The organism is Idiomarina solivarensis, from assembly GCF_033052755.1.
In the GTDB taxonomy this organism is placed as follows: domain Bacteria; phylum Pseudomonadota; class Gammaproteobacteria; order Enterobacterales; family Alteromonadaceae; genus Idiomarina.
Genome location: NZ_JAVFHZ010000001.1, coordinates 176452 through 197784, shown reverse-complemented (window position 1 = coordinate 197784; position 21333 = coordinate 176452). Strand labels below are relative to the sequence as shown.

The following is a 21333-nucleotide window of genomic DNA, read 5'->3' as shown; positions in this document are numbered from 1 at the left end:
ATCAATGCCAACATCTCCGCGCTTTTACCGCTGGTTAACACAAATTTGCTACTGGCCTTTACTTATTTTAGTGGCACTATGGCATGGCATGCCCACCAATGCCCCCGGTACGCTGCCAATTTATATCGGATTAACGTTGTGGGTGCTGCCGCTGCTCTTACCCCTTCACGGCTTAGTTAAAGGCAAACCTTATACTCATGCCTGGACCAATTTTGTTCTAATGTTTTACTTTTTACACGGCTTAACAGTGGTGTATACCCACCCGGATGAGCGTTTATGGTCGGTGTTAGAACTGATATTAACGACCGGTGCTTTTATCGGCGCTACGGGGTATGCGCGCTATCAAGGCCGGGCTCAGGGGTTGGGGCTCAAAAAACTAAAAGATTACGACTAAATTTCAAGAACTTGCTTAACAAAAGGAATTGTTAAGCGACGCTGAAACGTGATTGATGCCTTATCGAGCTCATTTAACGCTGTCATCAAATCACGCATTGAACGGCCTAAGCGTTGTGTCATAAAGCCAGCCACATCTTTCGGCAGTTCTAATCCCCGCCACTGAGCCCGTAAAATTAACGCCTCAACCTTTTCTTGATCTGTCAAAGGCTGAACTTGAAATCCTGTGGCCCATTGGAAGCGAGACTGCAAATCCGGCAATTGTACCTGACTTTGCACCGCTGATTGCTGGGCGGTCATAATTAAACGCGTGGACTCATTATCCGTCACTCTATTAATTAGCGAAAACAATTCAAAGTTCCAGGACGGCTCTGCTGTCACCGCATCAATATCGTCCAGACAAATAAGATCGGCCTGATCAATGCCCTGCAAAACCGCAGCCGCATCGACCTTAGCAAGCTCTCTCAAAGGCAGATAGGCGATGCGCTGCTGTTGTTCTACAGCAGCAATAACACTATGCATTAAATGACTTTTACCAACGCCATGCGCACCCGACAACCACGTCAGTTGCTGATTTCGCTTTAATGGCGGCTCAGTTTCCGGTAGTGCCTTTAGCCAGCTTGATAAAGTGAGATTATTGCCAACCAAAAACGTTGAGAAGATCTCATCATCAGGTAACTGAACAGCCAGTGGCAACTGCTGGGGTGACATTAGCGGTTCTCATTCCAGCGGTAGACTGGCACCGCAGCTTGCTGCACCGCCACAAAAGGTCCCAATTGCTCTGAAGCCAGTCGGCCATCGAGATTAATAGCCTGCAGTATCTGATCGACGGGTCCATTAACCACAATTTCAAATTCACTCATCCCCTGAGAATACGTTAATAAACGCACTTCACTAACCGAGACTATACTTTTCAAAAAACTCTCCAGTTTCAAAACGCTGCCGAGCTCTTCTAATTCCTTCACTTTTAATATCATTGTATTGCGTACGTTTTCATCACCTGCGGTGACACTGTAACGAGCCGCGAGTTTCGACATAAGTTGTTCAATTAAAGGCTCCGCCAACCAGTCAGGACTGATGGCAGTGACCTCGCCCGACAACCGATCATCCCCTATTTCGGCCAGCCAACTTAAACTCCAGGGTTCCTCGCCTTCTGAATGCTGAAGAATACGCCCAATTAACAGACCATCAGGGCCATAACGTTCGGAGGCCGTTCGAACCGGCGACAGAAACCGCCCCCACACATCCATTGCATTAATCGCAAAACTATCGGTTAAGTCCATTAGCGGTAATTGAACGGGAATACTGTATTGCCTTGCGTAAAACTTTAACTGCTGAGTAAAAACCGATTCGCTACTACTATCAATAATGACTCTTTCACCATTTTCATTTTCTTTAGCAATCCATAACATCAGCTGTGGGCGGCGACTGCCCCAGTAAGGCAGTTGATATTCAGCCAACAAGCTTCGTAATTTGCGGCCATCAAAAGTTGCGGTCAGCGTGCGTTGCCCATTATTTTCACTGTAACCGTATTGAACCAAGTAATTATTGACATCGCGCTTTGCGCGTTGAATTGCCTCATGATTGGCTAACTCAGCTTGCCCGGTCAGCTTCGTAATCACGCGGTCAAACGCTTTATTAATTGCTCGCTGTCTGTGCGAATCGCTCTGCGAGGCAACTTCCACTTCTGCCGAATACAAATTATCGATCAAACGCGCGTTGCCACTGGGAGCCGCAAACAGCCCCAATACCAAAACCGATATGACAACCACGTAGTGAACCAGCAACTTTGACATGTCATTATCCAAATAAGACTTTGAGAGCATATTAAACAGCCAGGTAGCGAACAGCAAGTAACAACTTGTGGATAAGCTTGTGGGAATCTTCACTAGGAAAATAAAGCCACTAAAGGTAGTATTGCGACAAACGGACGAAGGGTGACAAAGGCATGCTAAAACAACAGCTTCGAGGTATCAGTTCCTTACTGGGCAGCATCAGTTTAATTGGGGTCTGTGTCGGTATGACCAGCACCTTATTAAGTTTGCGCGCCACCATTGAAGGCTTCGGCACTCTGGTTACCGGGTTTATCATGTCGGCCTACTTCATTGGCTACTTATTTGGCTCTACCCGAGCTCCTAAAGATATCCGCCGAGTGGGCTATATCCGCTCATTCGGGGGTCTTGCGGCATTGGCTGCGTTTAGTATTTTGATGCAAGCTATTTGGGTTGATCCCATTGTCTGGTTTGTCATGCGTTTTATTACCGGTTTTGCCATTTCCGGTATTTTCGTTATTGTTGAAAGCTGGCTGAACACAATGGCGGATAACCGTAGTCGTGGCACCTTGCTGTCCGTATACTTAGTCATTATCTACAGTGGACTCATCGCCGGGCAGCTCATTTTGGGTGTGGCTGATCCCGCAGGCTTTGTGGCTTTCGCCATTGTTGCTCTGTTGATTAATCTGGCCCTCATTCCCATTCTGGTTAGTGTTACTGCAGAACCAACCACTCACGAGAATCGTAAAGTGCCTATCTCACTGTTGCTTAAAACGGTACCCCTGGGTGTGGTCAACGCATTCATTATGCAGGCCTGCTATGCCATGTTTTACGGTATCGGCCCAATGTATGCGTCTTACATTGGTCTTAGCGTTGTGCAAATTACCTTTTTTATGGCCGCATTCATTGCCGGTGGCTTAATTTCTCAAGCACCTTTTGGCTTATTATCAGACCGAATCGATCGTCGTTTTGTTATCGCTATCTGTGCCGCCGGAGGAACACTCACTGCCGCCGCTCTTTCACAACTCGGCGCGTCTAACGCTATTTTCATTTATTTAAACGTTGGTCTGCTGGGGGCATTCATTCTGCCTTTGTATTCACTCGGCATGGCACACACAAACGACTTTCTGGAACGAGATCAAATGGTAGGTGCCACGGGGGCAATTATTAAGATTGGTGGCGCAGGCTCTATTATCGGAGCTCCTGCTGTTGCGGCATTAATGCAGTTTGGTGCTATTAACTACTTTTTCTTATTATTGGCAGCGCTGACTGCCATGGTCGGTTTCTATTCGCTGTACCGCATTACACGTCGCGCGAAAGCCGAAGACCAGTTGCACAGCAACTTTGCCATACTGGCACCGTCACAAACGTCTGATGAACTATTAACGTCTATGGCGGAAGAAGCTCCAGAGACAGAAGAAGACGACGACGATGAAATGGAATCCAACGCCGTCCTTCGATAGAGGCTTAATTTGAGAGCAGGTCATTCACCCAAACAGTGGCCTGCTCAAGAATATCATTTAAATGCTGCTCACTTACAAAGCTTTCTGCATACACTTTGTAAACCGGCTCAGTACCCGAAGGCCTTGCAGCAAACCAGCCGTTTTCGGTGGTTACTTTAATACCACCAAATTGTGCCCCATTTCCTGCCGCTTTGGTCGAAATATCCGACACACTATCACCCGCCAGCTCAGGCAATTTCACTTTGTATGCACGAATGTCTTTAAAGCGCGCGTTCTTATCAGCACTTGAAGCCGTATCAACCCGACGATAATACGAAGTGCCATGTTGCTGGCATAGTTCATCATAATACTGCCCTGGGTTTTTACCTGTTTTTGCCGCTATTTCAGCTGCCAACAACGCCATAACAATGCCGTCTTTGTCGGTGGTCCAAGTGTTCCCTTTGCGATCCAGCAAGGTTGCTCCGGCACTTTCTTCGCCAGCAAAGGCAATGGTTTGCTTAGCAAGCCCTTGCGCAAACCACTTAAAGCCAACCGGTACTTCCATTAATGGTCGGTCGTTTGAATTGACCACACGATCGATCATAGCACTGGATACCAGCGTCTTACCTATCGCCATACTTTTATCCCAGTCACGATGTTTACACAAGTAATCGATAGCGACAGACAGATAGTGGTTTGGGTTCAACAAACCGTGGGTAGGCGTAACAATACCGTGACGGTCGTAATCAGGATCGTTACCAAAAGCTAAGTTATAGTTTTCTTTCAGCTCAAGCAGGCTGGCCATGGCAAAAGGTGATGAGCAGTCCATTCGAATTTTGCCATCTTTATCCAGCGGCATGAATGAAAATGTCGGGTCAACAACGGCATTACGAACGTCAATTGATAAGTTGTAATGCTCAGCAATTTGCTGCCAGTATTTAGCACCTGAGCCGCCCATAGCATCTACTGCCAACGTCAATTTTGCGTCTTGAATTGCGGCCATATCAATGCAGTTACCCAACTGGTTAATGTACTGACTACGCCAGTCAACAAAGGTGAGCTTAGGGTGTTGCAAAACATCTTCACTTTCACACGTATTGACGCCAACCAGGCCGGACGACAACAACGCGTTCGCATACTTCTCAATAATTCGCGTAACATCTGAATCGGCTGGTCCACCATGCGGTGGGTTGTATTTAAAACCACCGTCTTCCGGCGGATTGTGCGACGGCGTAATGACCACCCCGTCGGCCTTCGCTTTATTGTCACGGTTCCATTCAATAACCGCGCGGCTTAATACGGGTGTTGGCGTGTAATCGTGCTCAGACTGAACGTGTACTTCTATACCATTACCAATAAAAACATCTAAGGCGCTAATATAAGCGGACTCTGACAACGCATGAGTATCCTTAGCCACCATGATAGGACCGGTAATGCCCTGCTCTTCACGGTAGGCACAAATAGCCTGAGCAATAGCCAGTATGTGCGCTTCATTAAAGGAGCGCTTTAATGAGCTACCCCGGTGGCCAGACGTACCAAAACTGACTTTTTCTGCCGCCTTACGAGGGTCTGGTTCATAAACGTAATAAGCACTTGTTAGCTGCGCAATATTGGTTAAATCGGCAGGTTGCGCTAACAAGCCTGCGCGTTCGTGATTTGCCATTATAAAAAATCCCTAATTTTTTCTGCATCTGCTGAGTCATAGCCCAGTTTTTCAGCCACCTGAGTCAACATCGCTTTTTTCTTTGTCGTATTAGTATTGGTGATAACCCAAAATGGAGAGTCCGGTATCTGCTTCGGATTGGTGCTGTTGCCGGAGGTCAGCAACGCTTCCTCTGAACGCGCAAAATACTGACGATCGCGTCCTCGAATATCCAGTACCTGCGAAAAAACGTCCGGATGGCAACGATACAACATGCTCAAGATATAAAGGAAACGCGCAACCACACTTTTTTGAATAAGAACGTCTTGCTCATTCATGCGATTGAAAACTGATTCCGCCGGTTCGCTTTTTACTTTAGCTCCGGGCTCATTACCCGCTACATCAAGCAGCCGACGCAGAATATCAGACGCGCTCTCGCCTATTTGTCTGGTGTGGCTTGCAATGTATGCGTATAGGTCATCGTCAATGTCAATCCGCTTCATTGTTGACTTTCTACCTCTGAAATTTGAAAGGTTGTGCTTTGTCACTTGCAACACCCCGACAAAGCCTTGAAAATATGCATCAAAGTTTATCACTAAAGGCCGTTCGATGGCAGACTCTTCATTGTTGAATCACGAAACACTCGGCACGGATACAAATCCGGCTATCATCATCATTCATGGCCTATTTGGCGATAAAGACAATTTAAAAAGTGTCGCCCGGGAACTGTCCGAAAATTACTTTTGTATTTTGCCGGATGCCCGTAATCATGGTGATTCGTTTCACAGCGACACCATGACTTATGCGGCAATGGCTGAAGATATCCTCAATCTGGCCAACGCCTTAGAAATTGAACAGTTTTACTTACTGGGGCACTCTATGGGAGGCAAAATTGCCATGGAAACCTGCATGAAAGCCCCTGACAGGATTAAAGCAGCCATATTCGCCGACATCTCACCTACCGCTTATGAAGGCACCCACGACAGCATTATGGAAGCCCTGTCTTCATTAAATATAAGCCAGGTGAAAAGCCGCGGTGATGCCGATAAGCAACTAGCCGAAAAAATTTCTGAGAAAGGTATACGTCAGTTTCTGTTAAAAAATCTACAAAAAACCGATAATGGCTACCAGTGGCGTCTTAACCTGGACGCCCTTAAGCATAATTATCAGCTGATTTCAGCCGCCGTCAGCAAAGGCCAATACAGCGGTCCTGTGCTCTTTATTAAAGGGGGCAACTCAAACTATCTGACCGAGAAACATCAACAAGAGGTTCGCTCTCGTTTTAGTAACGCCTCAGTAAAAGTGATAGAAGGTACCGGTCACTGGTTACACGCTGAGAAACCCCGACTATTTAACCGTTTGGTTACTGAGTTTCTGACTGAGTAACCTCGCCAGCAGGCGTGCTTTATGGTAATCTAGGCGCCGTTAAAAAACAGTCAATATCGCGTTACAGACTATCGAGTTAAGCACCAGCGAGGTGAAGTCGTATGTTAGCTGAATATTACGAAGAAATTGAAGTACTGGTCACCAATTTTACGCTGGCCATACTATTCTTACTGATAGGCTTGGCTATTCGTGATGTCCTGAAGCGCTCTGCAGTACCTAAGTTCGGGCAAATTATTGTGTGGATGGTGCTGTTCCTTGGCTGTTTTGGCTTTATCGCTAAAGGTATTATTCAGGTACTCTGGGAATCTGGGGTTTAAAACCCAATTGATCATTTACGCCGCTGAATGGGAATCCACTCAGTATTGTTTGTTCGTATAATCAGGTGAAAATTGACTTATGGCAACTGTTGGAATTTTCTTTGGAAGCGACACCGGTAACACCGAAGCCGTCGCTCAGATGATTCAGAAGGAACTGGGCAAAAAGCTGGTCGACGTCAAAGACGTGGCTAAATCCAGTAAAGAAGATATTGCCAGTTATGACTTGCTACTGTTCGGTATTCCGACGTGGTACTACGGTGAAGCTCAGTGCGATTGGGACGACTTTTTCCCCGAACTTGAAGAAATTGACTTCACCGATAAATTAATTGCTATTTTTGGCTGCGGCGATCAAGAAGATTACGCTGAGTACTTCCTCGACGCAATGGGTATGGTGCGCGACATTGTCGAAGCACGTGGCGGTATCATTGTAGGGCACTGGCCGACCGAGGGGTATAATTTTGAAGCCTCTAAAGGAATGGCAGATGACACCCACTTTGTCGGTCTGGGTATCGACGAAGACCGCCAGCCAGAGTTAACCAAAGAACGGGTTAACAAGTGGTGCCAGCAAGTTTATGAAGAAATGTGTCTGGCAGAACTGGCAAGTGACAGCTAATACAGGGTATGCTGTTGTACATGTTTAACTGAGATACGAATCATTATGGCGAGTAACGACGAACAGCTGAAAAAAGCGGGACTAAAAGTCACTTCCCCACGGATGAAGATTCTGGAGATATTAAAAAAGCCAGATAACCAACACATCAGTGCTGAAGATGTCTATAAAATTCTGCTAGAACAAAAAGATGAAATTGGCCTGGCTACCGTATATCGGGTACTAAACCAGTTTGATGATGCTGGTATTATTACTCGCCACCACTTTGAAGGTGGACGTTCGGTATTTGAATTAAGCGCTAAGCATCATCATGATCACCTCGTGTGCTTAACCTGCGGGCACGTATTCGAATTTGAAGATGATGTTATTGAACAGCGCCAGGAAAAAGTGGCTACAGCCAATAAAATCAAACTCACCAATCACAGCCTCTATCTTTACGGTGAATGTCAGCGTGGCGATAGCTGCGAGTACAAAGCCGCTGCTGAGGCAGAATAAATATGGCGCTGCGCTGGCTCATATACGGTGCATACGGTTATTCGGGCAAACTTATTGCTCACCAGGCAAAAAAACGCGGTTATCAACCCATTTTAGCCGGCCGTAACGAAGACTCCCTTGAGCCAGTTGCCCGCCACTTAAGCCTTCAGTACAAATCCTTTTCGTTAGATAGTCTCGATGAGATAAAAAGACAATTAGAAGATGTCGATTTAGTCATTAATTGCGCGGGTCCCTTTAGCCAAACTGCAGCGCCTCTTATTCAAGCCTGCATTGATACCAAAACTCATTACTTAGACATTACTGGCGAAATTGACGTATTTGAATACGCTCACTCAATGGACAAAGCCGCGCGTAAAGCCGGTATTGTTATTTGCCCCGGCGTCGGATTTGATGTAATTCCAACAGACTGCCTGGCAGCACGCCTAAATGCTCAAATGCCGGAGGCAGTGCATCTAGCTTTAGGTTTTGACTCCGGTTCACGCATGAGCCGCGGTACAGCTAAAACCAGTATCGAACGTTTAGGCCGCGGCGGTGCTGCACGTATTAACGGGCAAATTACCGACGTTCCCCACGCATGGCACTCACGCTGGATTGATTTTGGCAATGGTGAAAAATGTGCCATGACCATTCCCTGGGGCGATGTCTCTACGGCCTACTACACCACCGAAATACCCAATATTGAAGTTTATATCCCCGCCAGTCCGCGCTTAGTGAAGAAAATGCGCCGTATGAATTGGTTCCGCTGGGTATTTAAGTGGAAGTGGCTTCAGGCAAAGCTAAAGAAGAAGTTGGAATCACAACCTGCCGGGCCGGAAGAAAAAGAGCGAAAAGACAATCCCACTTATGTATGGGGTGAAATATCCGATGCCAAAGGCAATAAAAAGAGTATGCGGGTTAAAGTGAAAAACGGCTATTCACTAACCGCTGAAGGTGCTGTGGAATTAGCGATTCACACCTTAAGCCATAAACAGTCTGGGGGCTTTTACACCCCCTCTCGTTTATACGGCGCGAAACTACTGAAACAGTTTACGATTCAGTAGTTTGCTGTTGTTCTATTTTTGCCCAGCTATCACGTAGTCCAACCGTCTGGTTGAAAATCAAACGTCCTTCTGTTTCAGCATCTTGATCCAGACAGTAATACCCCAAACGTTCAAACTGGAAGTTTTCACTCAATTTCGCAGTCGCTAAATTTGCTTCGACAAAACCGGTCTTAATGACCAAAGACTCCGGGTTAAGCGTCGAAAATAAGTCATCCTCAGCGGCCGGATTAGGCACCTGGAATAAGCGATCATACACACGGAATTCGGCTTCTTTCGCCGTTTCAGCAGACACCCAGTGAATAACGCCTTTCACTTTGCGCCCATCTGCAGGGTCTTGACCTAATGTATCCGCGTCGTAATGACAGTAAATGGTCTGAATTTCACCATCAGCATCCGTCTCTACCCTATCCGCACGAATAACATAGGCATTACGCAGGCGAACTTCTTTATCCAGCACCAAACGCTTAAACTTTTTGTTAGCCGACTCGCGGAAATCTTCCCGTTCTATCCAAATTTCGCGGCTGAAAGTTACCTGGCGAGAGCCCATTTCAGGGTCATTCGGGTGGTTCGGCGCATCCAGCAATTCCTGCTCACCTTCCGGATAATTCTCAATAACTATTTTAACCGGGTCCATCACTGCCATAGCGCGTGGTGCATTGGCATTTAAGTCGTCACGGATGCAGGCTTCCAGCATACTCATTTCAACCTGGTTATCCATTTTCGTCACACCAATACGACGACAGAACTCACGAATGGATTCTGGCGTATAACCACGACGGCGCAAACCGGCCACACTGGCAACCCGGGGGTCATCCCAGCCAGTTACTTTGTTTTCTTCTACAAGCGTATTGATAATACGCTTGCTCATTACCGTGTATTGCAAGTTCAGGCGTGAAAATTCAATTTGCTGCGGATGACAGTCGATGCTGATGTTATCCAGTACCCAGTCATACAAGCGACGGTTGTCCTGAAACTCCAACGTACACAAAGAGTGCGTAATGCCTTCCAACGCATCGGAAATACAATGGGTAAAATCGTACATCGGGTAAACACACCACTTGTCACCAGTCTGGTGATGGTGCACAAAACGCACTCGGTAAATCACCGGATCACGCATGCACATAAACGGTGAGCTCATATCTATTTTTGCTCGTAATGCCGCAGTGCCTTCTTCGTGTTTCCCTGCCGTCATGTCAGCAAAGTGCTTCAAGTTTTCCTCAACGGAGGTATCACGGTATGGGCTGTTAACGCCCGGCTCTTTCAGAGTACCGCGCATTTCTCGCATTTTATCCTGAGGACTGAAATCAACGTAAGCCAAGCCTTTTTCTATCAACTCAACGGCATAGCCATGCAGCTGATCAAAGTAATTGGATGAATAGCGCGGCTCGCCTTCCCAGTCATAACCTAACCACTCCACGTCCTTTTTGATGGAGTTCACATAATCCACTTTTTCTTTCAGTGGGTTAGTGTCATCAAAACGCAGGTTACAGGTGCCGTTGTAATCTTCAGCAATGCCAAAGTTCAGCACTATCGATTTAGCATGGCCAATATGCAAATAACCATTAGGTTCCGGAGGAAAACGGGTGTGTACAGTCGAGTGTTTACCACTGGCCAAATCTTTATCAATGATTTGACGAATAAAATTACTGGGACGAGAATCAGTATCAGCCATGAACCTTTTGTCTCCGCTACAAAATCAACACCGGATAAAATGAAGCGGTTATGATCGCAGGTTATCGCCTGCCTGACAAGGTAAGCGAACATTAAAAAACTGATAAAAACGCCGTAGTTGCTGCTGTGCGACTTTACCTTCAATACGCGTAAAACGAACCGTCTGGCCTGGCTGGCATTGTGCCAGTCGCCCTAAATCAAAAGGATTAATAGTTCCCAGCTTTGGGTATCCGCCCAGAGTTTGACGATCGTGCATCATAATGATGGGCTGGCCATTAGACGGCACCTGTACCGACCCCACATTAACCCCTTCTGACACCAAACCTTCGCCGTCGTATTCCAGGGCTTTACCGGACAAGCGTATACCCATGCGGTCGCTGTCTTTTGTTACTTCGTAGTCTTCATAGCAAAAAGCTTCTTTAGCCGAGGTAGGAAATTCATCGTACTGGAAACCAGGTATTAAGCCAATAACAGGAGTTTTCTCATAATTTGGCCGATACTCCCAGCTAACGCGTCGCGATATCTCATAGTCCTGTTTATCATTAAATGCGACCTCGTCACCCGCCTGCAAGGGTGAGCCGTCGCCATGCAAGCCGCCAACAGCATCCCGCGTTACGGTGGCGCAACTGCCCCACTTAGATTCAACCTGGAAACCGCCCTGCACGGCTAAATATGATCGGACACCGGCACTGGCGAAACCCACTTTTAGCCGCTGACCGGCACGTACTTTAAAGTTCTGCCAATTCTGCAAAACCTCATCGTCCAGCTTAAGTTCAACATCAGCTCCAGTCACTGCACACTGGCAATCCTTACCAAACTCAACCTCGAGACCACCCAACGTAATCTCAATCTGAGCGGCATTAAATTCATTATCAAGCAACCGGTTTGCCCATAAAAAAGCATGTTCATCCATAGGGCCACCGCGAGTCAGACCTTTAGACAAATAACCGAAGCGACCAAAATCCTGGATCGTTGAGCGCATACCAGGCTCAATAATACGCATCATGATAACGCCTCCGTGTCACCGCCTTCGTCTGTAAACTCTTGTTTATCTACAGAGTAAAACTCCACTTCATCGCCCACATTGAAGGGACTAATAGTGCCGGATGACGGATCATAAAGCTCAGTTGAGGTCCGGCCAATAATGTTCCACCCACCAGGTGATGCCGACGGGTAGACCGCTGTTTGGCTCTCCGCTATAGCAACACTGCCTGCCGTAATCTTTTTGCGGGGATTATCTAAACGCGGCGCTCGTATGTCTTCTGGCACTTCGCCTAAATACGCAAAGCCCGGCGCAAACCCCATGGCATAGACCCGATACGTTTGTTCTGTATGTGCTTTTATCACATCGTCCACTGAACAGTCGTTAATTTCAGCAATACGGGATAACTCAGGCCCAACACTCTCATCATAATAGACGGGAATACGGTGACGTTTACCGGCTTTTTCGCTGTCATCGCTAGCCAGACCCTTAAGCACTTTTTGCAAACGGTCGCGCATCTCTGGCTCATCAATGCTCAACACATCGTAGTAAACCATTAAGGAGTTATAAGACGGGACTAAGTCCAGCACAACGTCAGACAGCTGTTCTTCTACGGCCTTAACTGCCGCCAGAACCCGTTGGTTTACCGACACACTAATGCCCTCGCCTAAATAGGCTATGACGGCATCAGCGCCAGCGGAAACCAGTTTTGGTGTATCAGACTCTTTACTCATAAGTTATTCATAAGCTTGTCGGACGATATCTCGCAGTTTCTCCACGGTTTCTATCGTCTTTGGATTATCACCGTGAACACAAAGAGAATCGATTTCAATCTGTAGCGACTTACCGGATACACTCTCAATAGGTCGCCCCTTGGCAAAAGCTTCAGCCTGAGCGTAAATCGCGTCATTGTCATCGTGTACTGCATCGGAACAACTTCGGGAACGCAACTGCCCGTTATCATCATAGGACCGGTCGGCAAAACCTTCAAACCACAGTTCCACATCAAGCTTTTTAGCGCGGCTTCTCCAGGCATCGTTCTCGGGCGTTGCCATAACCATTAGCGGTAAGCTGGTATCATAGTCACTCTGCAGCGCAGCGATAGCTTCGCAGACCGCGTCAAACTGTTGACCATCACTCAACATGTCACCGTAAAGTGCGCCATGTGGCTTAACATAGCTAACGGTGGTTTTCTGCCCGGCACAAATGCCCTGTAAAGCCCCTACCTGATATTGAATTAAGGCCGTGACCTCGTCCGCCTTTAACGCCATATGCCGTCGCCCAAAGCCAACTAAGTCGGGGTAAGCCGGGTGAGCTCCTATGGTCACATTATGCTGTTTAGCCAACTTCACCGTTTTCAGCATGGTAAGAGGGTCCGACGCATGAAAACCACACGCCACATTAGCGCAGTCAATGTGAGGCATAATTAGGTCATCTGCCCCCATTGTCCAGGCGCCAAAACTTTCACCAATATCACTGTTTAATGTGATTCGACGACTCATTCTTTACCTTTTTCAGATTTTCTGGCTTCAATGTCACCCATTAACTTGGTCAGGCCTACACCAAACAAATACAATCCAATGCCCACAGAGGCTAACTGTAATGGCGGCAAACAAAGTACCACCAGTTGGTGTTTTGCAAACACAGCTACAGCCCCTATCAATCCCATGGTCGTAATAGCACTGGCGACCAAGGTCACCGGCCCCATCCAGGAAATCAGTGATCGCAGTCTAAGCAAGGCTCCCAGCCCACCAAGAACAAGGCCCCAGGCAATGGGAACACCTAATTTGTACCAGCTCAGATCAAAGTTCGCTATCAGCGTAATCAGCTCTTCCTGCTCTGCGGTATAAAAAAACAGCCCGACAGCGCCAGCTAAAATAACAATTCGTTTCGCTATATTCATTAATTCTGTTCCTACATAAATAGGCTAATAATAAAGAAAATGATTGCAATAACCGGCACCCAAAGAATAGGTGACTGATACCACTTCAAAACAGGTTTATCAGTACGGTTGAGCGATTGTAACGTGGGTTGTTTATAAAGCCAGATGATACCGATCAACATCAGAACAGCACCCGACAACCTGACATTGGTGTCATTATCGCTCACCACCCCCAACACAGCCATTAAAAGGCCAGCAATAAGAATCAGTATTGCCAAAACACGTTGCCACATACTTACCCCCAAGTCATTGTTCTTATCGTTATTGTCATTATACTAAGAATTTATACTGTATCAGGTTCTGGAGCCATATGTTAAAACGAATTTTACTAGGCCTAAGCGCCATAATTATTACTGTTGTGATTATTCTGGGTAGCGCTGTCGTTTACCAAAAGACCACCATGCAGCCTGATTTGCCCAGTGAAGAGGATTGCGACATTCAGCAGTTAGTAAACAATGGCGATGGCTCCTTAGAGGCCCATTCTTACTGGTGTAAGCGCGGCAGCGATGCACAATGGCAGGGTCACGAGGTATGGCTTTACGAACCCCGCATTGAGAAATGGCAACGCATACTCACCACAGAACACGATGGTTGCCTGAAATTGACCTTAAACGACCAACAGCTGGACATAAACCACGACGGTAGCCGTGGCGATATGAACTTGGTTGAACCGGTATTCTTGTTTACGGACGCCAACGGTGTGAGTCAGTCCCTGTCGGTGCAGGTATCGACCACCGGTGACGCAATGTGTAATGGCGCCGAACAATGAAAGCAGGTTAAGCCAGCTTTAACACCCATTTTAGCGGCAGGCGTTTCATTAAAAATGCCATCAGTGCCCAGGGCCAGCGCGGAACATACGCTTTTACCGGCTCTTTATTGATGGCTTCAGCCAACAGTCGGCACCCCGTTTCCGTGTCTACCATGAACGGGGTATTTTTCACTTTTTCATTAATTTCAGAGCGTATGTAGCCCGGATAAATGGTTGAAACCTTTATTGGACTGTTGCTGCCATAAGTTTTCATTAAGTCCGCCCGAATGCCTTCAGTTAAAGACGCCAGGCCCGCTTTGGTTGCCGCATACACGGTCATAGCCCGTGGCATACCGCGGAACGCACTCATGGACGAAATGGTCACCAGGTGTCCCTGTTTTTGTTCGCGCAGAATTTCCATAGCCGCTTCGCATTGCGCCAGAGCCGCTACAAAATTGGTTTCCGCCGTGGCTTTATTGGCCTCGAAGTAGCCAGTACCTAAAGCTGCACCTTTGCCCATGCCGGCATTAATGATAAAACGGTCAATTTCCCCCAGCTCTTGTTTAAATTCCTGAAACACACGGAATACGTCCTGGTGCTGGTTTACATCCAGAGTTTTAATACTGACGGTTATATCGGAATGCTTACCCTCGAGTTCTGCTTTCAATTCTTCCAGCCTGTCTAGCCGGCGGGCGCACAGGCATAAACTCTTACCTTGAGCAGCAAACTCCCGCGCCATGCCCTGCCCGAGGCCTGAACTGGCACCGGTAATTAAAATATTTTTACGGTCTTGAGACATTTTTTAATTCTCTTTTATTCATGTTTTTAGGCTCTAGCAATACGACGGCGGCAGCGCCACAGCAAATAGTTCACCAAAAACCAAAAGTTCTTAAAGGCTTTATTGGTGGTCTGCTTATGGTGATACCGATAATAAATTTGCTGTGCTATAACAGCCAAACGGAACAAGCCAAACACTTCGTAAAAAGCAAAGTCTTTCGCATCGGTGCCAGTTTGCTCGCAGTAATAGTTGATAATTTCTTTGCGGGTTAGCATGCCCGGATAATCGCTGGGTTGACGTTTGGTCGCTCGCGCGACCTTGTCATCGCCGGCCTCTATCCAGTACGCCAGCGAGTTTCCTAAGTCCATTAACGGGTTGCCCAAGGTCGCTAGTTCCCAGTCCAGAATACCAATAATGTCCGTTGGGTCTTCTGGGTTAAGAATCAGGTTGTCTAAACGAAAATCGTTATGTACCAGGCAGATAGCCTCATTCTTTGGCTGATTTTCCTGTAGCCAGCGCATAACTGAACCTGCCCCAAACACATTCCAGGTTTTGGCTTTTTCATAACGGCCACACCAACCGTTTACCTGCCGCTCGGTATAGCCTTTGCCTTTGGCTATTTTGCGCAGACCTGTGCTGTCTAAATCCACCTGGTGCAGTTCAATCAGTCTGTCCAGTGCATTGGTGCATAATTGACGTGCCTGTTCGGAAGAAAGCTCCAAACCTTTCGGAAAACGCCGGCGCGGGATAATGCCAGTAATGTGCTCCATCACATAAAACTCAGCCCCAATGATTGACTCGTCTTTGCAGTGCGCCAACATTCTGGGTACATGAGGGAAAGACGGTCGCAAACGTTTCTGCAGACGGTATTCACGCCCCATATCGTGCGCTGATTTAGCCTTAGTACCCTCGGGTGGGCGACGCAAAACCAGCGCAAGGCCATTATAATCTAAACGATAGGTCCAGTTTGAAACGCCCCCATTGTATTGGGTGACGCGCAGTTCACCACGCTCTTCGGGCAATTCATTACCTATGTTTTCTGCTAGCCAGTTATCCAGCGCCTCTATTGGCAGTGCTTCTTCTTCTCTTACCTCAACGGCCTGATCAGTAACCGCAGATGCTTCAGTCATTGGCGCGCCCTTTCCATTGTTTTTCCCATTTTTTTAACTCTGTTTTTGCTATGGTCGCACGGTGCACAGCGTCAGGTCCATCCGCAATGCGCAGCGAGCGGGCTACAGTTAATAACCCCGGTAACGGCGTGTCATGACACATGGATGCCCCACCGAACAACTGCATAGTTTCATCCACCACGTTTTGAAGCACAGTCGGTGCTACCAACTTAATCGCCGATATTTCTTTGATGGCCCTCATGGCACCGACGTTATCAATTTGCCAAGCGGCGTGCAGGGTCAATAGACGAGCCTGATCAATAGCCACACGCATATCAGCCAAACGCTCACTGTTACCACCCAGATTTAATAGAGGCTCGCCAAAAGCAATACGCGAAGTACCCCGCTCAATGAACAGCTCCAGCGCTCGCTCTGCTGCGCCAATAGCACGCATACAATGGTGAATACGGCCTGGGCCTAAACGTCCCTGCGCAATTTTGAAGCCGGCACCGGGGCCAACAATGATGTTCTCTTTGGGTACACGAACGTTGTCGAACACCACCTCACCATGACCATAAGGCGCGTCATATTCGCCAAGGGCTGGCAGCATGCGCTCAATGCTTACGCCCGGCGTATTTAAAGGCACTAATACCATGGAGTGACGATAATGCTTTTCGGCATCCTCGTCGGTTAAGCCCATAACAATGGCAATTTCAGCGTCGGGGTGGCCTAAACCGGTACTCCACCATTTGCGACCATTAATCACCCAGTCGGAGCCGTCGGCCTTAATGGTGGTTTGCATATTGGTGGCATCGGAGGACGCGACATCAGGCTCTGTCATACAAAATACGGAACGGATATCGCCCTTCAGCAGCGGCGTTAACCACTGCTCTTGCTGTTGGTCATCACCAAAGTGATACAGCACTTCCATATTGCCTGTGTCAGGCGCATTGCAGTTAAAGATTTCCGGCGCCAGCAGGCTGCGGCCCATGCGCTCAGCAAGTGGCGCGTATTCCAGCGTACTTAGCCCAGCGCCAAGCTTTTCGTCCGGCAAAAACAAGTTCCAGAGCCCCTGCTCTTTTGCCTGTTTTTTAAACTCAGCCACCCGTGGGGGCACCTGCCACTCACGCCAGTTAGGTGAACTATTCAGCCTATAATTTTCTTTCTGGTACTGGTCTTCATACGGCTCAATAGACTCCACCATAAAGGCATTCAGCCGCGCCAGATAATCCTTTGTTTTCGCACTGTAGGAAAAGTCCATAACACCCACTCCCAACGAATAGTTAACTGCATTGTAGACTTGAACGTGCTGGTGGTACAACCAGAGAGGTTAGCTCCTGCATAGTTAGCGTCTCCCACTCTTACTAATGACAGGCCTATTAATCACGAGCCTAAAACACACCGCCATGGACAAGCTGGATTTATTATTTACGACTACCTCGAACGCGGTGGAATGGGGTTAACCCGAAGGAACTCAACTTTAGAAACTTTAAAGACCGAACCATCAGCATGATGCTCTGTAATTGTTCCCTCGAGCTTCCCGCGGCGCAACTCGAGAAGCTCTACCGTGGTGGTTCCCGAGAGATTATCTACCGTCAAACGATATCCTTGCTCAGTCTTTGTTACCTGTTCGGCTGAGAGTTCAAACGCCTTTAAGTTATCACTTGCAACATCAGCATAACGACGCCAAGTGACGGTACCGTTGGCTTTGAAATCCAATGATTGCAGTGTCGAGAAATAGTCTCCCTCTTTAACACCCAGCCATAGACTTCGATCTTCACCAAATAGCTTTTCGGGCCCTGCCTGATAAGCATCACGCAACATATCGCCATAAAATGTTAAAAATGCCCTGGCGGCGGATCCCGAATAGCGCTCATTAATTTTAAAAGGGGCAGCCAGCACAATACCCCCAGCGTTATCGAGTGATACCTCAACGACTTGAAAACCTGTCATCGCGCGCTGAATATAAAACATGAGACGCGCGGGCTCATCAGGGGACGTCGCTTGTCGCCTGACTGCACACTGAAAAGCATCACACTGCATATCGTCATTGGTAAAAGTATAACGCTTTGCAGCAGTTAAACCTCGGGCAAGCTTCATTTTATAGATCGCATGCTGACCGCTTTCGCGCAACTGAACGACACGAAACTCTTCGCCAATTCGAATAAACCCCTGATAAACGCCAGGTTTCATACCTAGCTTTTGTAGTGGTGAAGCACTATAGCTGCCACTTTGATGACTCGTTATCTGCTGCTTATCCGGAGTAGACGAACAACCGATAATTACCCATGTCAAAACCAGTAACATCAGCCCCTTTTTTTTATTCATCCTTGTAATCCTTTGGTGACGTGAACACTAAGGGTAACGAATGCGTATCCAAAGCACTAGCGCAGTAGAAAATGTTGAAGTCGCCTACATTTTTAGGTCTCAGTGCTCCAGCGCATTCTCCATATATTCGTTACATTTTTGGTGCAAGATAAAGAGGCTCACTCATACCAATAATTACACTTGTAGTTTTTTTCTTCTTCTGATGAATAGCTATGTGATATCTAAGTGGCAATTGCATTTTACTCAACTGTTCCTTTGAATAAGCCCCACTCGTTGATAAAGGAGTAGTCCACTTAATTGATACAGAACCGTTTTTTGAGTCAATCTTGCAAGGAGCTTTTTCTTTAGTCGTGGTCACCAGTTGATTTTTTCCGGTCGCAAACAAGACTGAGCAGTGATACAGATTGGTAAGCTCTTTGTAGTCCTTGATGCTATAATCAAATTTTACATCTAACTGGTGCTTTTTCGTTCCAGCTTTACCCAGTTCAGACACTTTCAGATTACTAATGACGGCTTGGCTATTATTCACGTTTGAGTAATTCATCGATGTACACCCGCTCAAAAGCGCAACGGTCACGATACCCAGAATTTTCTTCATCTTTTCCTCCTTAAAAATACGGCAATAAGAAAAATAATTAACCGTGGAGTTCAGCAACTGCCAGGGTTGTTCCCAGTTAATCATGTTGCTTTTCCAGCCACAGCTTTAATTCTTGATTGCCTACATAAATACCGGTGACTTCTCTATTCTGGTTCAGCACGAAATAGGTTGGGAAGCCCAACTGTCCAGCAGCTCTTAGGAGAGCTGACTCTGTATACTCACCATCATAAGTGATAAATATTCTCCAATAAATCTATCTTAGCAAGGATCATTGAACTTTCGATATCAGTTTACAACACTTCATTTAGCGCCTATCGTTTTAGTGATTTTTTTCAACAGGATAAGTCCGTGAAACAACTTCTTCTAAGAACCGTAACAGTAGGTATCTTTTTAAACCTTCCTCCATTACTAATGTCGCTTATGGCTTTCCTTAAATTAGATATCTTCCCTATCATTTTGGCATCGTTACTGTGGGCGAACATCCCACTTCAGTATATTGGTATGGCATCACTCTTCACTCAAAGTCAGATAACTTTTAACGAATGGGGTGTTAGTCAGGCCTCCCCCGTGGTTTGGTTCTCTATAGTCGTGTTTTGGCTGCTTATGGCTGCTTTTATTAGCTATATAAGCCTGCTAAGAATAAGCAGAGCTTAGGAAGGTTCCTATCTCAGGCGGTGTTCAGTCCTCGCTCACAGCGGTCTGGCTGCACCAAGAGCGGACATCGCCCAACTAATGTTTAGATAACAGAAAGAATGACACATAAAGCCAGGCCTTACCAAGTAACCCGTCCATGAGGTAGAATGCACACTCTTATCACTATTAAGTTGCGCATTAATACATGACTTTTTCTGAACTCGGACTTTGCCCTGAAATTCTTGCCGCCCTGTCACGTCAGGGTTATACCGAACCAACGCCCATTCAAGCGCAAGCAATTCCGCCTGTACTCGCGGGTAATGACGTTATGGCCGCGGCACAAACAGGCACAGGTAAAACCGCAGGCTTTACCTTACCGATATTAGAAAGGCTGAAAAGTAACGAGCGCGCCAAGGCCAACACAGCGCGGGTTCTTATTCTAACGCCCACTCGCGAATTAGCTGCTCAGGTGGGTGAAAGTGTTGCGACCTACGGCGCTGGCCTGCCCTTAAATTACGCGGTTGTGTTTGGTGGTGTGAAAATTAATCCGCAGATGATGAAGCTTCGCAAAGGCGTTGATATTCTGGTCGCCACACCAGGCCGCTTGCTAGACCTTTACCAGCAGAACGCCGTTCGCTTCCCGAAATTAGAAGTATTGGTGCTCGATGAAGCCGACCGCATGCTCGACATGGGATTCATTCACGACATTAAGAAAATTATTAAGTTGTTGCCGGCTAAGCGCCAGACACTCATGTTCTCAGCAACGTTTTCCGATGACATTCGGACCCTGGCTAAAAGCCTGGTGCACAGTCCGGTAGAAATTTCCGTGGCACCGCCAAACTCTACAGCGGAGCGTATCGAGCAAATCATGTATGCGGCAGAGAAGAGCGAAAAGCCGCGCATGCTCATGCAAATACTGCGAGACCTCAACTTACCGCAGGTGCTTGTGTTTTCACGCACCAAACACGGTTGTAACCGTTTAGTGAAGCAGCTTGATAAAGGCGACTTCTCTGCCGCTGCTATTCACGGCAATAAAAGTCAGGGTGCCCGCACCAAGGCATTGGCCGACTTTAAAGCCGGCAACGTGCAAGTGCTTGTCGCGACCGACATCGCCGCCCGGGGCATAGACATCGACAAACTGCCCTACGTGATCAATTACGACTTACCACAGGTGGCTGAAGACTACGTGCACCGCATTGGCCGCACCGGTCGTGCAGGCCAGGTTGGCCACGCCATTTCATTGGTAATGGATGAAGAGTTTAAGCTTCTGAAAGCCATTGAAAAACTGATAGACCAGCCTATTGAACGACGTAAATTGGAAGGCTTTGCCGATGTTGAACTCACCGGTAAAACGCCTGCACCTACGCGAGGCCAGCGCCCACCGCGTAAGCCTGCAGACCGCAGTGGAAACAAAGGTCGTGATGCGAGTCGAAAAAAGAGTAATTGA

The 21333-nt window shown here is 47.3% G+C and carries 24 protein-coding genes; 9 read left to right on the top strand and 15 right to left on the bottom strand.

From position 1 onward, the window contains the following. Positions 1 to 4: 4 nt before the first annotated feature. Complete coding sequence (locus tag RBK99_RS00940; protein ID WP_317502775.1) at positions 5 to 394, top strand: DUF2069 domain-containing protein; 390 nt, start codon at positions 5 to 7, stop codon at positions 392 to 394. Here RBK99_RS00940 and hda read toward each other — a convergent pair. Both hda and RBK99_RS00930 read right to left on the bottom strand, forming a co-directional pair. Next, positions 391 to 1104: a DnaA regulatory inactivator Hda gene (gene hda, locus RBK99_RS00935; RefSeq protein ID WP_317502774.1), complete on the bottom strand. Its 714-nt coding sequence runs from the start codon at positions 1102 to 1104 to the stop codon at positions 391 to 393. The genes RBK99_RS00940 and hda overlap by 4 nt on opposite strands. Then, positions 1104 to 2189, bottom strand: coding sequence for a DUF2066 domain-containing protein (locus RBK99_RS00930; RefSeq protein ID WP_317502773.1), 1086 nt, complete (start codon positions 2187 to 2189; stop codon positions 1104 to 1106). Before RBK99_RS00930 ends, hda begins: the two co-directional genes overlap by 1 nt. Positions 2190 to 2341: 152 nt before the next feature. Between RBK99_RS00930 and RBK99_RS00925 the strand changes: the two genes are divergently transcribed. Beyond that, positions 2342 to 3628 carry an MFS transporter gene (locus RBK99_RS00925; protein WP_317502772.1) on the top strand — a complete coding sequence of 429 codons (1287 nt, stop codon included), beginning with the start codon at positions 2342 to 2344 and terminating at the stop codon, positions 3626 to 3628. A 4-nt stretch (positions 3629 to 3632) separates the two neighbouring features. Here RBK99_RS00925 and pgm read toward each other — a convergent pair whose 3' ends face one another. Continuing rightward, positions 3633 to 5270, bottom strand: a complete 1638-nt coding sequence (gene pgm / locus RBK99_RS00920; RefSeq protein WP_317502771.1) for a phosphoglucomutase (alpha-D-glucose-1,6-bisphosphate-dependent) — start codon at positions 5268 to 5270, stop codon at positions 3633 to 3635. Then, positions 5270 to 5752: a replication initiation regulator SeqA gene (locus tag RBK99_RS00915; protein WP_317502770.1), complete on the bottom strand. Its 483-nt coding sequence runs from the start codon at positions 5750 to 5752 to the stop codon at positions 5270 to 5272. Before RBK99_RS00915 ends, pgm begins: the two co-directional genes overlap by 1 nt. A 106-nt stretch (positions 5753 to 5858) precedes the next feature. Between RBK99_RS00915 and RBK99_RS00910 the strand changes: the two genes are divergently transcribed. From RBK99_RS00910 to RBK99_RS00890, 5 genes are all read left to right on the top strand, one after another. Continuing rightward, the gene (locus RBK99_RS00910) at positions 5859 to 6635 is read left to right on the top strand and encodes an alpha/beta fold hydrolase (protein WP_317502769.1); all 777 of its coding nucleotides are present in this window, start codon (positions 5859 to 5861) and stop codon (positions 6633 to 6635) included. A 101-nt stretch (positions 6636 to 6736) separates the two neighbouring features. Continuing rightward, positions 6737 to 6952, top strand: a complete 216-nt coding sequence (locus RBK99_RS00905; protein WP_317502768.1) for a DUF2788 domain-containing protein — start codon at positions 6737 to 6739, stop codon at positions 6950 to 6952. A 79-nt stretch (positions 6953 to 7031) separates the two neighbouring features. After that, positions 7032 to 7565 carry a flavodoxin FldA gene (gene fldA / locus RBK99_RS00900; protein WP_317502767.1) on the top strand — a complete coding sequence of 178 codons (534 nt, stop codon included), beginning with the start codon at positions 7032 to 7034 and terminating at the stop codon, positions 7563 to 7565. A 45-nt stretch (positions 7566 to 7610) separates the two neighbouring features. Continuing rightward, entirely contained in the window at positions 7611 to 8057 is a 447-nt protein-coding gene (gene fur, locus RBK99_RS00895; protein WP_317502766.1) for a ferric iron uptake transcriptional regulator, read from the top strand. 2 nt (positions 8058 to 8059) lie between these two features. After that, positions 8060 to 9097: a saccharopine dehydrogenase family protein gene (locus RBK99_RS00890; protein WP_317502765.1), complete on the top strand. Its 1038-nt coding sequence runs from the start codon at positions 8060 to 8062 to the stop codon at positions 9095 to 9097. Here the strand turns inward: RBK99_RS00890 and glnS are convergent. The 6 genes from glnS to RBK99_RS00860 are packed head-to-tail and all read right to left on the bottom strand — an operon-like array spanning position 9084 to position 13925. After that, on the bottom strand, positions 9084 to 10769 hold the full coding sequence (gene glnS / locus RBK99_RS00885; protein WP_317502764.1) for a glutamine--tRNA ligase: 1686 nt from the start codon (positions 10767 to 10769) through the stop codon (positions 9084 to 9086). The two genes, RBK99_RS00890 and glnS, sit on opposite strands and share 14 nt — an antisense overlap. Positions 10770 to 10817: 48 nt before the next feature. Further along, positions 10818 to 11774, bottom strand: coding sequence for a 5-oxoprolinase subunit C family protein (locus RBK99_RS00880; RefSeq protein ID WP_317502763.1), 957 nt, complete (start codon positions 11772 to 11774; stop codon positions 10818 to 10820). Further along, a complete protein-coding gene (pxpB, locus tag RBK99_RS00875; RefSeq protein WP_317502762.1) occupies positions 11771 to 12484 on the bottom strand; it encodes a 5-oxoprolinase subunit PxpB in 714 nt (237 codons plus the stop codon). Before pxpB ends, RBK99_RS00880 begins: the two co-directional genes overlap by 4 nt. 3 nt (positions 12485 to 12487) lie before the next feature. Then, the gene (locus RBK99_RS00870; RefSeq protein ID WP_317502761.1) at positions 12488 to 13252 is read right to left on the bottom strand and encodes a 5-oxoprolinase subunit PxpA; all 765 of its coding nucleotides are present in this window, start codon (positions 13250 to 13252) and stop codon (positions 12488 to 12490) included. After that, positions 13249 to 13653 carry a hypothetical protein gene (locus RBK99_RS00865; RefSeq protein WP_317502760.1) on the bottom strand — a complete coding sequence of 135 codons (405 nt, stop codon included), beginning with the start codon at positions 13651 to 13653 and terminating at the stop codon, positions 13249 to 13251. The genes RBK99_RS00870 and RBK99_RS00865 overlap by 4 nt, the downstream gene beginning before the upstream one ends. 11 nt (positions 13654 to 13664) lie before the next feature. After that, positions 13665 to 13925 carry a hypothetical protein gene (locus tag RBK99_RS00860; RefSeq protein ID WP_317502759.1) on the bottom strand — a complete coding sequence of 87 codons (261 nt, stop codon included), beginning with the start codon at positions 13923 to 13925 and terminating at the stop codon, positions 13665 to 13667. A 77-nt stretch (positions 13926 to 14002) separates the two neighbouring features. On the opposite strand from RBK99_RS00860, the gene RBK99_RS00855 reads away from it, so the two are divergent. Next, entirely contained in the window at positions 14003 to 14461 is a 459-nt protein-coding gene (locus RBK99_RS00855; protein ID WP_317502758.1) for a hypothetical protein, read from the top strand. A gap of 7 nt (positions 14462 to 14468) precedes the next feature. Here the strand turns inward: RBK99_RS00855 and RBK99_RS00850 are convergent, their stop codons facing one another. From RBK99_RS00850 to RBK99_RS00830, 5 genes are all read right to left on the bottom strand, one after another. Further along, a complete protein-coding gene (locus tag RBK99_RS00850; RefSeq protein WP_317502757.1) occupies positions 14469 to 15239 on the bottom strand; it encodes an SDR family oxidoreductase in 771 nt (256 codons plus the stop codon). A gap of 26 nt (positions 15240 to 15265) precedes the next feature. Next, complete coding sequence (locus RBK99_RS00845) at positions 15266 to 16348, bottom strand: phosphotransferase family protein (protein ID WP_317502756.1); 1083 nt, start codon at positions 16346 to 16348, stop codon at positions 15266 to 15268. Continuing rightward, complete coding sequence (locus RBK99_RS00840; protein WP_317502755.1) at positions 16341 to 17588, bottom strand: acyl-CoA dehydrogenase family protein; 1248 nt, start codon at positions 17586 to 17588, stop codon at positions 16341 to 16343. The genes RBK99_RS00845 and RBK99_RS00840 overlap by 8 nt, the downstream gene beginning before the upstream one ends. 173 nt (positions 17589 to 17761) lie before the next feature. Continuing rightward, entirely contained in the window at positions 17762 to 18655 is an 894-nt protein-coding gene (locus RBK99_RS00835) for a hypothetical protein (protein ID WP_317502754.1), read from the bottom strand. Between the two features lie 130 nt (positions 18656 to 18785). Further along, positions 18786 to 19337, bottom strand: a complete 552-nt coding sequence (locus tag RBK99_RS00830; RefSeq protein ID WP_317502753.1) for a hypothetical protein — start codon at positions 19335 to 19337, stop codon at positions 18786 to 18788. Between the two features lie 754 nt (positions 19338 to 20091). On the opposite strand from RBK99_RS00830, the gene RBK99_RS00825 reads away from it, so the two are divergent. Continuing rightward, entirely contained in the window at positions 20092 to 21333 is a 1242-nt protein-coding gene (locus RBK99_RS00825) for a DEAD/DEAH box helicase (protein WP_317502752.1), read from the top strand.

What these genes read in the sequence shown, in the direction of transcription:
- RBK99_RS00940 (WP_317502775.1), top strand. Translation starts at nt 5, where the DNA reads ATGCCAACATCTCCGCGCTTTTACCGCTGGTTAACACAAATTTGCTAC.
- hda (WP_317502774.1), bottom strand. Translation starts at nt 1,104, where the DNA reads ATGTCACCCCAGCAGTTGCCACTGGCTGTTCAGTTACCTGATGATGAG.
- RBK99_RS00930 (WP_317502773.1), bottom strand. Translation starts at nt 2,189, where the DNA reads ATGTCAAAGTTGCTGGTTCACTACGTGGTTGTCATATCGGTTTTGGTA.
- RBK99_RS00925 (WP_317502772.1), top strand. Translation starts at nt 2,342, where the DNA reads ATGCTAAAACAACAGCTTCGAGGTATCAGTTCCTTACTGGGCAGCATC.
- pgm (WP_317502771.1), bottom strand. Translation starts at nt 5,270, where the DNA reads ATGGCAAATCACGAACGCGCAGGCTTGTTAGCGCAACCTGCCGATTTA.
- RBK99_RS00915 (WP_317502770.1), bottom strand. Translation starts at nt 5,752, where the DNA reads ATGAAGCGGATTGACATTGACGATGACCTATACGCATACATTGCAAGC.
- RBK99_RS00910 (WP_317502769.1), top strand. Translation starts at nt 5,859, where the DNA reads ATGGCAGACTCTTCATTGTTGAATCACGAAACACTCGGCACGGATACA.
- RBK99_RS00905 (WP_317502768.1), top strand. Translation starts at nt 6,737, where the DNA reads ATGTTAGCTGAATATTACGAAGAAATTGAAGTACTGGTCACCAATTTT.
- fldA (WP_317502767.1), top strand. Translation starts at nt 7,032, where the DNA reads ATGGCAACTGTTGGAATTTTCTTTGGAAGCGACACCGGTAACACCGAA.
- fur (WP_317502766.1), top strand. Translation starts at nt 7,611, where the DNA reads ATGGCGAGTAACGACGAACAGCTGAAAAAAGCGGGACTAAAAGTCACT.
- RBK99_RS00890 (WP_317502765.1), top strand. Translation starts at nt 8,060, where the DNA reads ATGGCGCTGCGCTGGCTCATATACGGTGCATACGGTTATTCGGGCAAA.
- glnS (WP_317502764.1), bottom strand. Translation starts at nt 10,769, where the DNA reads ATGGCTGATACTGATTCTCGTCCCAGTAATTTTATTCGTCAAATCATT.
- RBK99_RS00880 (WP_317502763.1), bottom strand. Translation starts at nt 11,774, where the DNA reads ATGATGCGTATTATTGAGCCTGGTATGCGCTCAACGATCCAGGATTTT.
- pxpB (WP_317502762.1), bottom strand. Translation starts at nt 12,484, where the DNA reads ATGAGTAAAGAGTCTGATACACCAAAACTGGTTTCCGCTGGCGCTGAT.
- RBK99_RS00870 (WP_317502761.1), bottom strand. Translation starts at nt 13,252, where the DNA reads ATGAGTCGTCGAATCACATTAAACAGTGATATTGGTGAAAGTTTTGGC.
- RBK99_RS00865 (WP_317502760.1), bottom strand. Translation starts at nt 13,653, where the DNA reads ATGAATATAGCGAAACGAATTGTTATTTTAGCTGGCGCTGTCGGGCTG.
- RBK99_RS00860 (WP_317502759.1), bottom strand. Translation starts at nt 13,925, where the DNA reads ATGTGGCAACGTGTTTTGGCAATACTGATTCTTATTGCTGGCCTTTTA.
- RBK99_RS00855 (WP_317502758.1), top strand. Translation starts at nt 14,003, where the DNA reads ATGTTAAAACGAATTTTACTAGGCCTAAGCGCCATAATTATTACTGTT.
- RBK99_RS00850 (WP_317502757.1), bottom strand. Translation starts at nt 15,239, where the DNA reads ATGTCTCAAGACCGTAAAAATATTTTAATTACCGGTGCCAGTTCAGGC.
- RBK99_RS00845 (WP_317502756.1), bottom strand. Translation starts at nt 16,348, where the DNA reads ATGACTGAAGCATCTGCGGTTACTGATCAGGCCGTTGAGGTAAGAGAA.
- RBK99_RS00840 (WP_317502755.1), bottom strand. Translation starts at nt 17,588, where the DNA reads ATGGACTTTTCCTACAGTGCGAAAACAAAGGATTATCTGGCGCGGCTG.
- RBK99_RS00835 (WP_317502754.1), bottom strand. Translation starts at nt 18,655, where the DNA reads ATGAATAAAAAAAAGGGGCTGATGTTACTGGTTTTGACATGGGTAATT.
- RBK99_RS00830 (WP_317502753.1), bottom strand. Translation starts at nt 19,337, where the DNA reads ATGATTAACTGGGAACAACCCTGGCAGTTGCTGAACTCCACGGTTAAT.
- RBK99_RS00825 (WP_317502752.1), top strand. Translation starts at nt 20,092, where the DNA reads ATGACTTTTTCTGAACTCGGACTTTGCCCTGAAATTCTTGCCGCCCTG.